The 12979-nt window shown below is 54.6% G+C and carries 13 protein-coding genes; 11 read left to right on the forward strand and 2 right to left on the reverse strand.

Features of this window, described 5'->3' with window-relative positions; genetic code table 11:
- Positions 1-5: 5 nt before the first annotated feature.
- The 10 genes from fabD (at position 6) to ptsG (ending at position 9471) form a co-directional block, all read left to right on the forward strand.
- Positions 6-938 (forward strand): ACP S-malonyltransferase, encoded by a 933-nt coding sequence (gene fabD / locus NP77_RS17600; protein WP_003849867.1) that lies wholly within the window; start codon positions 6-8, stop codon positions 936-938.
- Between the two features lie 10 nt (positions 939-948).
- A complete protein-coding gene (gene fabG / locus NP77_RS17605; RefSeq protein WP_039661019.1) occupies positions 949-1683 on the forward strand; it encodes a 3-oxoacyl-ACP reductase FabG in 735 nt (244 codons plus the stop codon).
- Positions 1684-1837: 154 nt separating this feature from the next.
- Positions 1838-2074 (forward strand): acyl carrier protein, encoded by a 237-nt coding sequence (gene acpP / locus NP77_RS17610; protein WP_003849865.1) that lies wholly within the window; start codon positions 1838-1840, stop codon positions 2072-2074.
- An 85-nt stretch (positions 2075-2159) separates the two neighbouring features.
- Positions 2160-3401 (forward strand): beta-ketoacyl-ACP synthase II, encoded by a 1242-nt coding sequence (gene fabF, locus NP77_RS17615; protein ID WP_008925932.1) that lies wholly within the window; start codon positions 2160-2162, stop codon positions 3399-3401.
- A gap of 91 nt (positions 3402-3492) precedes the next feature.
- The gene (pabC, locus tag NP77_RS17620) at positions 3493-4308 is read left to right on the forward strand and encodes an aminodeoxychorismate lyase (protein ID WP_039661020.1); all 816 of its coding nucleotides are present in this window, start codon (positions 3493-3495) and stop codon (positions 4306-4308) included.
- A complete protein-coding gene (mltG, locus tag NP77_RS17625; protein WP_039661022.1) occupies positions 4305-5324 on the forward strand; it encodes an endolytic transglycosylase MltG in 1020 nt (339 codons plus the stop codon). Before pabC ends, mltG begins: the two co-directional genes overlap by 4 nt.
- On the forward strand, positions 5314-5946 hold the full coding sequence (tmk, locus tag NP77_RS17630; RefSeq protein WP_003849860.1) for a dTMP kinase: 633 nt from the start codon (positions 5314-5316) through the stop codon (positions 5944-5946). Before mltG ends, tmk begins: the two co-directional genes overlap by 11 nt.
- On the forward strand, positions 5946-6935 hold the full coding sequence (holB, locus tag NP77_RS17635) for a DNA polymerase III subunit delta' (RefSeq protein ID WP_033743184.1): 990 nt from the start codon (positions 5946-5948) through the stop codon (positions 6933-6935). Before tmk ends, holB begins: the two co-directional genes overlap by 1 nt.
- An 18-nt stretch (positions 6936-6953) precedes the next feature.
- Positions 6954-7745 (forward strand): metal-dependent hydrolase, encoded by a 792-nt coding sequence (locus tag NP77_RS17640; RefSeq protein ID WP_039661024.1) that lies wholly within the window; start codon positions 6954-6956, stop codon positions 7743-7745.
- Between the two features lie 289 nt (positions 7746-8034).
- Complete coding sequence (gene ptsG, locus NP77_RS17645; protein WP_003849857.1) at positions 8035-9471, forward strand: PTS glucose transporter subunit IIBC; 1437 nt, start codon at positions 8035-8037, stop codon at positions 9469-9471.
- Between the two features lie 52 nt (positions 9472-9523).
- On the opposite strand, the gene NP77_RS17650 is transcribed toward ptsG, so the two are convergent.
- Together NP77_RS17650 and NP77_RS17655 are read right to left on the reverse strand one after the other, a co-directional pair.
- Complete coding sequence (locus NP77_RS17650) at positions 9524-10663, reverse strand: glycoside hydrolase family 105 protein (protein WP_039661025.1); 1140 nt, start codon at positions 10661-10663, stop codon at positions 9524-9526.
- 3 nt (positions 10664-10666) lie between these two features.
- Entirely contained in the window at positions 10667-12265 is a 1599-nt protein-coding gene (locus tag NP77_RS17655; protein WP_003849855.1) for an MFS transporter, read from the reverse strand.
- Between the two features lie 359 nt (positions 12266-12624).
- Between NP77_RS17655 and hinT the strand changes: the two genes are divergently transcribed.
- Complete coding sequence (gene hinT / locus NP77_RS17660) at positions 12625-12975, forward strand: purine nucleoside phosphoramidase (RefSeq protein ID WP_003849854.1); 351 nt, start codon at positions 12625-12627, stop codon at positions 12973-12975.
- Positions 12976-12979: the final 4 nt, after the last annotated feature.

A 12979-nucleotide genomic window follows, 5' to 3' on the forward strand; every position in this document is an offset into this window, starting at 1 on the left:
GAAAGATGACGCAAATTGCATTTGTTTTTCCAGGTCAGGGTTCACAGACCGTGGGCATGCTGACTGAATTAGCCGCGACCTATCCGCTGGTTGAAGAGACCTTTCGTGAAGCCTCGGACGCGCTGGGATATGATCTGTGGCAGTTAGTGAGTCAGGGTCCGGCTGAAGAGCTGAATAAAACCTGGCAGACTCAGCCTGCATTGCTTGCCGCCTCGGTGGCTATCTATCGTGTCTGGCAGCAGCAGGGCGGTCAACAGCCAGTCCTGATGGCCGGTCACAGCCTGGGTGAATACTCTGCGCTGGTTTGCGCCGGTGTGCTCAGCTTTGCTGATGCCGTGAAGCTGGTTGAGCTGCGCGGCAAACTGATGCAGGAAGCCGTGCCAGAAGGTACTGGCGCGATGCAGGCGATTATTGGCCTGGATGACGCAGCTATTCGCAAAGCCTGCGAGGAGAGCGCGCAGGGACAGGTGGTTTCACCGGTTAACTTCAATTCGCCGGGCCAGGTGGTCATTGCGGGTAACAAAGAAGCCGTTGAGCGTGCAGGTGCTGCCTGTAAAGCCGCGGGCGCTAAACGTGCCCTGCCACTGCCCGTCAGCGTGCCTTCCCACTGCGCACTGATGAAGCCCGCAGCGGATAAACTGGCGGTCGCGCTGGAAAACATTACGTTTGCTGCGCCTGCGGTGCCAGTGATTAATAACGTCGATGTGAAAGCAGAAACCGATGCTGCGGCAATCCGGCATGCGCTGGTTCGTCAGCTTTACAGCCCGGTTCGCTGGACTGAGAGTGTGGAAGCGATGGCAGAACAGGGCGTTACGCAACTCCTGGAGATGGGTCCAGGTAAAGTCCTGACCGGTCTGACGAAACGTATTGTCGATAGTCTGACAGCGGCTGCCGTTAACGATACAGCATCCCTGACAGCTGCACTCGGTAAGGAATAAGAGGAAAATCATGAGCTTTGAAGGTAAAGTTGCGCTGGTTACCGGCGCGAGTCGCGGCATTGGTCGTGCGATTGCAGAAACCCTGGCGGCACGTGGTGCTAAAGTTGTGGGTACTGCAACCAGCCAGAATGGCGCCGACGCCATCAGTGCTTACCTTGGCGACAAGGGTAAAGGCCTGTTACTGAATGTGACAGATGCTGACTCCATCAGCATCGTTTTAGAGAATATTCGCGCGGAATTTGGCGAAGTGGATATTTTAGTCAATAATGCAGGCATTACGCGTGATAATCTCCTCATGCGCATGAAGGACGATGAGTGGGAGGATATCTTAGATACTAACCTCACATCGGTATTCCGCCTTTCTAAGGCGGTCCTGCGTGCCATGATGAAAAAGCGCGTGGGCCGTATCATCACCATTGGTTCCGTTGTTGGAACCATGGGTAATGCGGGCCAGGCAAACTACGCGGCAGCTAAAGCGGGTTTGATTGGTTTTAGCAAATCACTGGCGCGCGAAATCGCGTCACGTGGCATTACCGTCAACGTCGTGGCTCCAGGCTTTATTGAGACTGACATGACGCGGGCACTGAACGAAGATCAACGTTCCGGTATTTTGGCGGAAGTCCCTGCGGGTCGCTTAGGCGATGCACAGGAAATCGCCAATGCTGTCGCATTTTTAGCCTCTGACGAAGCAGCCTACATCACAGGTGAAACGCTGCACGTCAATGGCGGAATGTACATGGTCTGATAAATCACGAAATCATTTGCTTTATTTGCGGTTAAAACCGCAAAATAACGCAAAATCGTGGTTCGACCAGCCGGGATTTTGTTGCATCTTTTTCACCATTTTATACACTACGAAAACCATCGCGAAAGCGAGTTTTGATAGGAAATTAAATAGTATGAGCGATATCGAACAACGCGTTAAGAAAATCATCAGTGAGCAGCTGGGTGTGAAAGAGGAAGAAGTCACCAACTCTGCATCTTTCGTAGAAGACCTGGGTGCCGATTCTCTTGATACCGTTGAGCTGGTGATGGCTCTGGAAGAAGAGTTTGACACTGAGATTCCAGACGAAGAAGCTGAGAAAATCACTACCGTTCAGGCAGCGATCGACTATATCAATAGCCATAAAGGCTAATGAATATCTTCAGGCGGTCGCTCGACCGCCTGATTTTTTTGTTTGTCCCACATAGTTCCCTATTTCCCCTCCCTGGAGGACGAACGTGTCTAAGCGTCGTGTAGTTGTGACTGGTCTTGGCATGTTGTCTCCTGTCGGCAATACCGTAGAGTCTACCTGGAGTGCTCTCCTTGCCGGTCAGAGCGGCATTACCCTGATCGACCATTTTGATACCAGTGCTTATGCAACGCGTTTTGCAGGTCTGGTAAGAGGTTTTAATTGTGATGACTACATCTCGCGCAAAGATCAGCGCAAGATGGATGCCTTCATCCAGTACGGCATTGTAGCCGGTATGCAGGCCATGCAGGACAGTGGTCTGGTTGTCACCGACGAAAATGCAGGCCGTGTTGGCGCGGCAATTGGCTCCGGCATCGGTGGTTTAGGTCTGATTGAAGAGAATCATACTTCACTGGTCAACGGCGGTCCGCGCAAAATCAGCCCATTCTTTGTGCCTTCAACCATCGTTAACATGGTGGCGGGGCATCTCAGCATCATGTATGGCCTGAAAGGTCCAAGCATCTCTATCGCGACAGCCTGTACCTCTGGTGTGCACAACATCGGTCATGCTGCACGTATCATCGCTTATAACGATGCTGACGTGATGCTGGCGGGTGGCGCAGAGAAAGCCAGTACGCCATTAGGCGTGGGTGGTTTTGGTGCAGCACGTGCCCTCTCAACCCGAAACGAAAACCCGCAAGCGGCCAGCCGCCCGTGGGATAAAGATCGCGACGGTTTTGTGCTGGGTGACGGTGCCGGCATTGTGGTTCTCGAAGAGTACGAGCATGCGAAGAAGCGTGGCGCAAAAATCTACGCTGAAATCGTAGGTTTTGGTATGAGCAGCGATGCCTACCACATGACTTCACCACCAGAAGATGGTTCAGGTGCCGCGGCGGCCATGATCAATGCGCTGCGCGATGCCCAAATGACGCCAGAGCAGATTGGCTATGTCAACGCGCACGGTACGTCCACGCCAGCGGGTGATAAAGCGGAAGCGCAGGCGGTGAAATCGGTCTTCGGGGCAGCGGCCAGCAGTGTGATGGTCAGCTCAACCAAATCAATGACCGGGCACTTGCTGGGTGCCGCAGGCGCTGTTGAAGCGATTTACTCGATTCTGGCACTGCGCGACCAGGCTGTTCCTCCGACTATCAATCTCGACAATCCGGATGAGGGCTGCGATCTTGACTTCGTACCTCACACCGCGCGTCAGGTTTCTGGTCTGGAATACACGCTGTGTAACTCTTTCGGATTCGGCGGAACCAACGGTTCATTGATTTTCCGTAAAGTGTAATCGTTGCTGATTGCTAAAAAGGCCCGCGATGCGGGCCTTTTTTTATCCTGCAAAATGCGGTGAAATCAGAGGTCACGCTCAGGAGAGAACGATGTGGATTAACGGGTTCAGACAATCGACAGTGGCCGCCAGCGACCGCGCACTGCAGTTCGGCGATGGCTGTTTTACTACCGCCGCCGTGCGTCAGGGTAAAATTGTGATGCTGGAAAGCCATATTCAGCGCCTTAAAGAGGGCTGTGAGCGGTTATGGATCGCTGGCGTCGACTGGCATCAGCTTGAGACCGAGATGAAGCAGGCCGCTTATGAACAAACCCAGGCGGTGCTGAAAGTGATTATCAGCGCGGGCAGCGGCGGGCGGGGTTACAGCCGTCGCGGCTGTGGTGAACCTGTGCGAATCGTCTCTCTGGCCGCCTGGCCACAACACTACACCGATATTCAGCAGCGTGGTGCCCGACTCCGGCTTAGTCCGATTCGTCTGGCGCGAAACCCGCAATTTGCCGGTATCAAGCACCTGAACCGCGTGGAGCAGGTGATGATCCGGGCTCATCTTGACCAGACAGACGCCGACGAGGCGCTGGTGCTTGACACTGAAGGTTGGGTGGTGGAATGCTGTGCGGCCAATTTATTCTGGCGTCAGGGCACGCAGATTTTCACGCCCGATCTCTCGGCATCGGGTGTCGATGGCATTATGCGGCGGAGTCTTATGGCGCAACTTGCAGCAGCAGGTCAGGCTTGCCAGATAGTGAAAAGCGAACCGGCGCAACTGCTGGCAGCCGATGAAGTGGTGATATGTAACGCGCTGATGCCGGTTCTGCCGGTCCGACAGATAGAAGCGGTGCAGTTTACTGAGCGCTCGCTGTTTAAGCAGCTGCTGGCAAGCTGTGAACAAATAATGGATGCATCATGATTCGAAGTAAAAAGATTCTCGTCAGCCTGCTGGCAATCGTCGTTCTCGCAGCGGTGCTGAGTTACTGGCAGGTTAAGCAGTTTGCTGCCACCCCATTGACGCTGAAACAGGAAACGATTTATACGCTGCCTGCCGGCACGGGGCGGGTTGCGCTTGAAGCGCAGCTGGAAGAGCAGAAAATTATTCCCCACAGTATCTGGTTTGGTGCGCTGCTGCGTCTGGAGCCAGAACTGGCGACCTTTAAGGCGGGCACTTATCGCCTTGAGCCAACCATGACCGTACGCTCGCTGTTACAGCTGCTGGCCAGCGGCAAAGAGGCGCAATTCCCGGTGCGGTTCGTCGAAGGTCAGCGGCTCAAAGAGTGGCTGAGTGAACTGCGTAAAGCGCCCTACATCCGGCACACCCTGAAAGACGATCAGTTCGCCACCCTGGCCAGCGCACTGAAGGTGGAGCCTGAACAACTGGAAGGCAACTTCTTCCCGGATACCTATCTCTACACGGCGAACACCACCGATATGGCGCTGTTGCAGCGGGCGCATGATCGGATGAAAAAGACCATTGATGCGGTGTGGCAGGGACGGGAGGACAATCTGCCCTATAAAACGCCACAGGATATGGTGACGATGGCCTCCATCATTGAGAAAGAGACCGGTGTCAGCGAAGAGCGCGCACGTGTCGCCTCGGTGTTTATTAATCGCCTGCGCACGGGAATGCGGTTGCAGACCGATCCCACCGTCATCTATGGCATGGGTGACAGTTATAACGGCACGCTGACCCGCAAAGATCTTGAAACCGCCAGCGCGTACAATACTTACACGATTAACGGGCTGCCGCCTGGCCCGATTGCCATGCCGGGCAAAGCGTCACTTCAGGCAGCAGCGCATCCTGAAAAAACGAACTACCTCTACTTCGTTGCAGACGGGAAGGGTGGACATACGTTCACCACCAACCTTGCCAGCCATAACAAAGCGGTGCAGATTTACCGGCAGACACTGAAGGAAAAAAATGAACAGTAAGTTTATCGTCATTGAAGGCCTGGAAGGCGCCGGAAAGACCACTGCGCGTGATGCTATTGTTGCCACGCTGCGCGCCCGGGGCATCAACGATCTGGTCTTTACTCGTGAACCGGGCGGCACGCCGCTGGCAGAACAGCTGCGGACACTGGTCAAGCAGGGGATTGAGGGTGAGCAGGTTACGGATAAAGCAGAGCTGCTGATGCTCTATGCAGCGCGCGTTCAGCTGGTGGAGACCGTCATCAAACCTGCGCTGGCTCGCGGTGCCTGGGTGATTGGCGATCGACACGATCTCTCTTCTCAGGCTTACCAGGGCGGCGGTCGGGGACTCGACAGTGAACTGATGCAGACGCTGCGTGATGCTGTCTTAGGCGATTTCCGTCCCGACCTGACGCTCTATCTGGATGTGACACCTGATATTGGTCTCCAGCGTGCCCGTGCACGTGGCGAGCTGGATCGTATTGAGCAGGAGTCATTGCGCTTCTTTGAGCGCACCCGCGCGCGCTATCTGACGCTGGCAGCAGACGATCCCACCATTCTTACCATTGATGCCACTCAGTCGCTGGAAGAAGTGACCGCGTCACTTAAAGCGACGCTGGATAGCTGGCTGGCGGAGCAGGCGTGATGAACTGGTATCCGTGGCTGAATCAGCCTTACCGTCAGGTGATCAGTCAGCACCAGGAAAATCGCGCGCACCATGCGCTGATGATCCAGGCGATGGCGGGCATGGGCGATGAGGCACTGGTCTGGGGAATGAGCCGCTGGCTGATGTGCCAGCAGCGGGATGGCCTGAAAAGTTGCGGAGAGTGCCACGGTTGTCAGCTGATGCAGGCCAACACCCATCCTGACTGGTATCGGCTTGAGGCAGAGAAGGGCAAAAGTACCCTGGGCATTGATGCGGTGCGTCAGGTGACGGAAAAGATGTATCACTTTGGTCAGCAGGGCGGCGCGAAAGTGGTCTGGCTGCCAGATGCTGCGCAGCTTTCGGAAGCCGCAGCTAACGCACTGCTGAAAACCCTTGAAGAGCCGCCTGCCAACAGCTGGTTCTTCCTCAGCAGCCGTGACCCCTCACGCCTTTTGGCCACGCTGCGCAGCCGCTGCATGACGCTTCATCTGACACCGCCGGACGAAGGACAAAGTCTGCTCTGGCTGAAGAAGCAATCCTCCCACGATGAACAGATGCTGCTGGCGGCGTTGCGCCTGGGCGCGGGCGCACCCGGTGCGGCACTGAGCCTGCTGGAGACCGGACCGTGGCAAGCCCGTCAGAAGCTCTGTGATGCGCTGCCCGCTGCGTTACAGCAGGACATCCTGCAACTGCTGCCTGCACTGAACGCGGACGACGCGGCCGCACGCATCGGCTGGCTGCTCTCGTTATTGCTGGATGCCATGAAATGGCAGCAAAATGCGGGACAATGGCTGAGTAATATTGATCGCCAGGATGTGGTGCAGCTCCTGGCCGGTTACTTTTCCGCCAGTGCGCTCAACAGCAGCACCCAGGCATGGATGCGCTGTCGTGAGCAGTTACTGCATGTGGCGTCAGTCAATCGCGAATTATTGCTGACCGATCAGCTCCTGAGCTGGGCGGACCTACAGAAGCCCACGCTGGTCGGCTAAACCTACCTGAGAGTAATTATGTTTATTGTTGATTCCCATTGCCATCTTGATGGCCTGGATTATGAAAAGCACCACCGTGACCTTGATGATGTGATCGCTAAAGCAGCAGCGCGTGATGTGAAATTTATGCTGGCTATTGCCACCACGCTGCCGGGTTTTCACACCCTGAAAAGTCTGGTTGGCGATCGAAAAAACATTGCGCTCTCCTGCGGCGTGCATCCGCTGAATCAGGAAGAGGCCTATGACGTTGAGGAGTTTCGCCGGCTCTCTGCCGATCCTCAGGTCGTGGCTCTGGGTGAAACCGGGCTGGATTATCACTATCAGCCAGAGACCAAAGATCAGCAGCAGCGCTCATTCCGGGAACATATCCGTACCGGCATCGCGCTGAATAAACCGATTATTGTTCATACCCGGGATGCACGCGAAGATACGCTGGCGATTTTGCGTGAAGAGCAGGTCGAGCGTTGTGGCGGCGTGCTGCATTGCTTCACCGAGGATCAGCCCACCGCCGCAAAGCTGCTGGATATGGGCTTTTACATCTCATTTTCCGGTATTGTCACCTTCCGCAATGCTGAACAGTTACGCGAAGCTGCGCGTTATGTGCCGCTGGACAGGATGCTGGTGGAAACGGATTCACCTTATCTGGCACCCGTGCCGTATCGCGGTAAAGAGAATCAGCCCGCTTATACGCGCGATGTTGCCGAATATCTGGCCGTATTAAAAGGCGTGGATATGGAAACGCTGGCCGCTGCCACCACTCAAAACTTTTCAACGCTGTTTCATATCCCCATGAGTAATCTGGGCGGCTAACCGTCTTTTATTTCACTCTCTGTAATTAATCTGCAACCTGCTTATATGACCCTGTCTATTCAGCCAGGGTCAGCTTTTTATCGTCGATTACTCGTGCGGATCAGTCAGAAATTTCGTAAAGTGCGCGGCTCTGTTTGTCGAAACGTGATAGCCGTCAAAGTAACAATTCGGGATTTATTTTACCCTTCGTAATAAATCAAAAGGCGGTCACCGCCAGCCCGGCAAAGAATCCTCCCTCTTTGCCACGCGCTCTGCGCAAATATGCACTCATACTCAGGAGCTTCACGCTATGTTCAAAAATGCTTTTGCCAACCTTCAAAAGGTCGGTAAATCGCTGATGCTGCCGGTATCGGTTCTGCCGATTGCCGGTATTTTGTTAGGGGTCGGTTCAGCCAATTTCAGCTGGTTACCAGCAGTGGTTTCCCATGTAATGGCAGAAGCGGGTGGATCGGTGTTCGCCAACATGCCACTGATTTTTGCTATCGGCGTGGCGCTGGGCTTCACTAACAACGACGGCGTTTCGGCACTGGCCGCCGTTGTCGCGTATGGCATCATGGTGAAAACCATGGCGGTCGTTGCACCGCTGGTGCTGCATCTGCCAGCGGCAGAGATCGAGGCGAAACACCTCGCCGATACCGGGGTGCTGGGCGGTATCATCGCCGGTTCCATCGCCGCTTACATGTTCAACCGCTTCTACCGCATCAAGCTGCCAGAATATCTGGGCTTCTTTGCCGGTAAACGCTTTGTGCCGATTATCTCTGGCCTGGCGGCGATTGTGCTGGGTGTGCTGCTCTCCTTTATCTGGCCACCCGTCGGTGCTGCGATTCAGGAGTTCTCACAGTGGGCGGCCTATCAGAACCCGGTTGTTGCCTTTGGTATCTACGGCGTTGTTGAGCGCGCGCTGGTGCCATTTGGTCTGCATCACATCTGGAACGTACCTTTCCAGATGCAGATTGGTGAATATACCAATGCGGCAGGTCAGGTATTCCACGGCGACATCCCACGTTACATGGCAGGTGACCCGACCGCAGGTAAACTCTCAGGTGGCTTCCTGTTCAAAATGTACGGTCTGCCAGCGGCCGCGATTGCTATCTGGCATTCAGCGAAACCTGAAAACCGTGCCAAAGTTGGCGGCATCATGATCTCTGCTGCGCTGACCTCATTCCTGACCGGTATCACCGAACCGATTGAATTCTCATTCATGTTCGTGGCGCCGATTCTGTATGTGATCCATGCGCTGCTGGCAGGTCTGGCCTTCCCAATCTGTATCCTGCTCGGAATGCGTGATGGCACCAGCTTCTCACACGGTCTGATCGACTTCATCGTGCTGAGCGGCAACAGCAGCAAAATCTGGCTGTTCCCGATTATCGGCATCATCTATGGCCTGGTTTACTACACCGTATTCCGCGTCCTGATTGCGAAACTGGATCTGAAAACGCCTGGCCGTGAAGAGAGCAGCAGCAGCGAGCAGTCTACCGCGACCGGAACGGAGATGGCGGGCAAACTGGTAGCTGCGTTTGGTGGTAAAGAGAACATCACCAACCTGGATGCCTGTATCACCCGTTTACGTGTCAGCGTTGCTGATGTAGCGAAAGTGGATCAGTCTGAGCTGAAAAACCTCGGCGCTCGTGGCGTGGTGGTTGCGGGTTCCGGTGTACAGGCAATTTTCGGAACCAAATCCGATAACCTGAAAACCGATATGGATGATTACATCCGCAGCATGTAATCATTAAGAGATGAAAAAGCCCCGCTTAGCGGGGCTTTTTTTTGGCCAGGACTCAGAGGTAAACACGCAGATACTCAGTCAGACAGAGCAGGGCCATCGCCTGACCGTACGGCATGGAGGTCAGGGGAACCGTGCGGTAGTAGTCCAGGTTACTGCCCATTGCAGTACCAAAAGAGACCTGCTTCAGCTCGCCATCTTCATCAATATTGGCAATTACGCCGTGCAGCGCTTTTTCTGCCACCTCTCGATACGCAGCGGGCAGATAACGCTTGCGCACCGCTTTCAGGATGCCATAGGCAAACCCGGCGGTGGCAGACGCTTCCGGATAGCTGTGCGGATCATCGAGCAGGGTGTGCCACAATCCGCTGCTGTGCTGACAGGCCTTCAACGCGTTGACCTGGCTCTCCAGCACCTGCTGCAGAAAGCGACGGGTCGCGTGATGTTCAGGCCAGTTCATCATCTCCAGGAAGTCGGGAATGACAATCGTCACCCAGCTGTTGCCGCGCGCCCAGCGCGCATTGGCGAAGTTATGGCGGCCATCAAAGTTCCAGCCGTGAAACCATAAGCCGGTTTCGCGATCCATCAGATACTGGGTATGCAGCAGAAACTGATAGCTCGCTTCTTCAACCCACTCAACGCGCTTCAGCAACTGACCAATTTTAGCCAGTGCCATTACGCTCATCATCAGCGTATCGTCCCAGAGCTGCTGGGTGTTCTCATTGTTATAGACAATATGCTGCAGGCCGCCCTGTTCAGTACGCGGCATCTCATACATGACCCATTCTGCCCAGCGCTCCAGCACCGGCACCCAGGCCGGGTTTCTGGTCTCTTCGTAACGATAAGCCAGCGTCAGAAAGGGGCACACGGTATTCACGTTTTTGGTCGGCGTGCCTTCCGCCAGACGCTGCGTAAACCACCTGTCAATGATGGCCAGCGTCTGCGCGTCACCGGTCTGCTGATAGTAGTGCAGCATGCCGTACAGGCCGATGCCGTGTGTCCATTCCCAGCCCGCCCAGCCTTTAGTATCAATCACCCGGCCATCGTCCAGCCGTAATAAAAATTCGCCTGTTTCATCCGTGATATTGACCAGATTCTGAGTCAGTTTCTGAATCAGCTGAACCAGTTCGCTGCGTGGCAGCAGATACTCAGGCTGGCACAATAACTTGCTGTGTTTAACGGGAAATACAGTCATGGTTTATTCCTGTCGTTTTAAGGTGGTGTTTAAAGAAGGGGTTAATACGGGATGTGCGGTAAGTTTTTCCGGCGCGGGCTTGTTGCGATTAAGGAAGCCAATGTTGTTGTTACCCCATAGATTCTCGTAAGGCATGCCTGCCAGCGTTTCGACAATGCTCCGTGCTTCCGGGGTGAGACTTTCCGGCACGATACGGCCTGCCTCGCGCATCTTCAGCGTCTCCTGGCGCAGCACGGTGTGCGTCTGCAAATTCAGTTTAAAACGCAGTGAGACAATAAAGCCGCAGGTCAGCACGGCCACCGTGCCGATGCTGAGAATCGCCAGAATAGTGTGGCTGACGCCCGGCGCCTGCGTGGCCTGGCCAGAGACAAAGCCGGAGAGCTGCAGCACGATGCCCACCAGCATGACGGCACCCGCCTGGGACGCTTTACGCGTCAGGGTCATGATGCCGGCAAATATCCCTTCACGGCGCTGACCGGTGATCACCTCATCCACATCGGCGATATAGGTGTAGGTGTTCCACGGCACATAGTTGATGCCGCCACGCCCCAGGCCTGCGACGGCAGAGATCACCAGCAGCAGAGACATGTTGTCGTTCATTCCGGTATACCAAAGACCGGCATAGGAGAGCGCGGCGAGGCCAAAGAGTATGGCGACCAGACGATAGGCAGGGGCCGGTCCCATACGGATACAGAGCGGGATCATCACCATCACAGCAATAAACTGCAAGACTGCCATTGTGCCCATCAGGCTGGAGGCAACCTGTGCACTCTGCATCAGCACAAACACCACGTACCATGTAAAGACGGCGTTAAACACATCCTGAGCAATATAGCCGCCGAGATACATGCCAAGGTGTTGCCGGAAGATACGGATACGTAAGGTTGAGGCCAGTTCGACATAGAGCCGTTTAAGACTCTGCATCAGCGTCAGCTGCTGCTTTTCCTGCTCCGCACGGCGTGATTCGGCAGAAAAGTCATCGGGGTGACGTTCCCAGGTAAAGCACCACACCAGCGTCAGTACCAGCGCGCAAATTACTGAGAACACCAGGCTGGCATAGAAAAAGGAGAGGGGATTTTCTTTGCCCAGCATGCTCAGCAAAATACCGGGTAAGAATGCGGCCAGTATCGCTGATAATTGTGCCAGACCAATTCGCGCCCCGGAAAAGCGGGTCTTCTGTTTAAAGTCGTCGGTCATTTCCGGCACCAGCGTTTCATAAGGCACCAGAATCATGGTGTAGACGATATCAAACAGCAGGTAAGTGCAGAGATACCACCAGAAACTCATGTCGCTAACCCACATCAGGCTATAACTGAAGACACAGGGTATGCCGAGCAGGATAAAGAATTTCCGGCGGCCAAAACGTTTGCCCAGCCAGGTTGAACCGAAGTTGTCGGTAAGGAAGCCCATCAGCGGGCTGACCACGGCGTCCAGCACGCGAGCGGCGGCGAAAATCAGCGTGGCCTGAATGGGGGTTAATCCACAAAAGGTCGTGTAAAAATAGAGTAACCAGGCGGCAGTCAGCGCCGTTGTGCCTGCTCCGAGAAAATCGCCAGATCCATAGGCCAGATAGTGGCCAGGACCAATTTTACGTGAGCGCATGTGTGAGGCTCCTTAATGTTATGGGGCAATTTGACCGGGTGACGCCAGACATCTCCCCCGGACTGATTAGCAAAGTAGAGCTGACGCGGCGGTTAAACCTTCGCAATCTGGCAACCAAAAGCGTTGAAGTGGCAATCAGGCAAAGAAAAGGGGGGCATAATTCTAATTTATAAAACAGCGTTTCATTTTTATGTGATGGCGGCTGCTTTATGGGTATTCATACTGGGGTTTCAGGCAGGGGAGTGAGGGGCTGCTGCAAAGGCACGCGAACAATGCAAGAAAAGTGGTACTGAGGTTGAAAGAAAACAAATTTCTCCCGCATACTGATTAATTACGACTCAGGCTAAAGGAATTGCACCATGGCTGAAGAAACCATTTTTAGTAAAATTATCCGCCGCGAAATCCCCGCTGATGTGGTTTACCAGGACGAGCTGGTCACGGCCTTCCGTGATATTTCGCCTAAAGCACCGACGCATATTTTAATCGTGCCGAATGTGCTGATCCCCACGGTCAACGAGGTGGAAGCCGCGCACGAGCACGCGCTGGGACGCATGTTTACCACCGCGGCGAAAATCGCCCGCCAGGAAGGTATCGACCAAAATGGTTATCGTCTGATTGTGAACTGCAATCAACATGGTGGTCAGGAGGTTTATCACATTCATATGCATCTGCTGGGCGGCGAACCGCTGGGTCCGATGCTCTCTAACTGATAAC

The sequence above is a fragment of the Pantoea sp. MBLJ3 genome (genome assembly GCF_000816655.1).
In the GTDB taxonomy this organism is placed as follows: domain Bacteria; phylum Pseudomonadota; class Gammaproteobacteria; order Enterobacterales; family Enterobacteriaceae; genus Pantoea; species Pantoea eucalypti.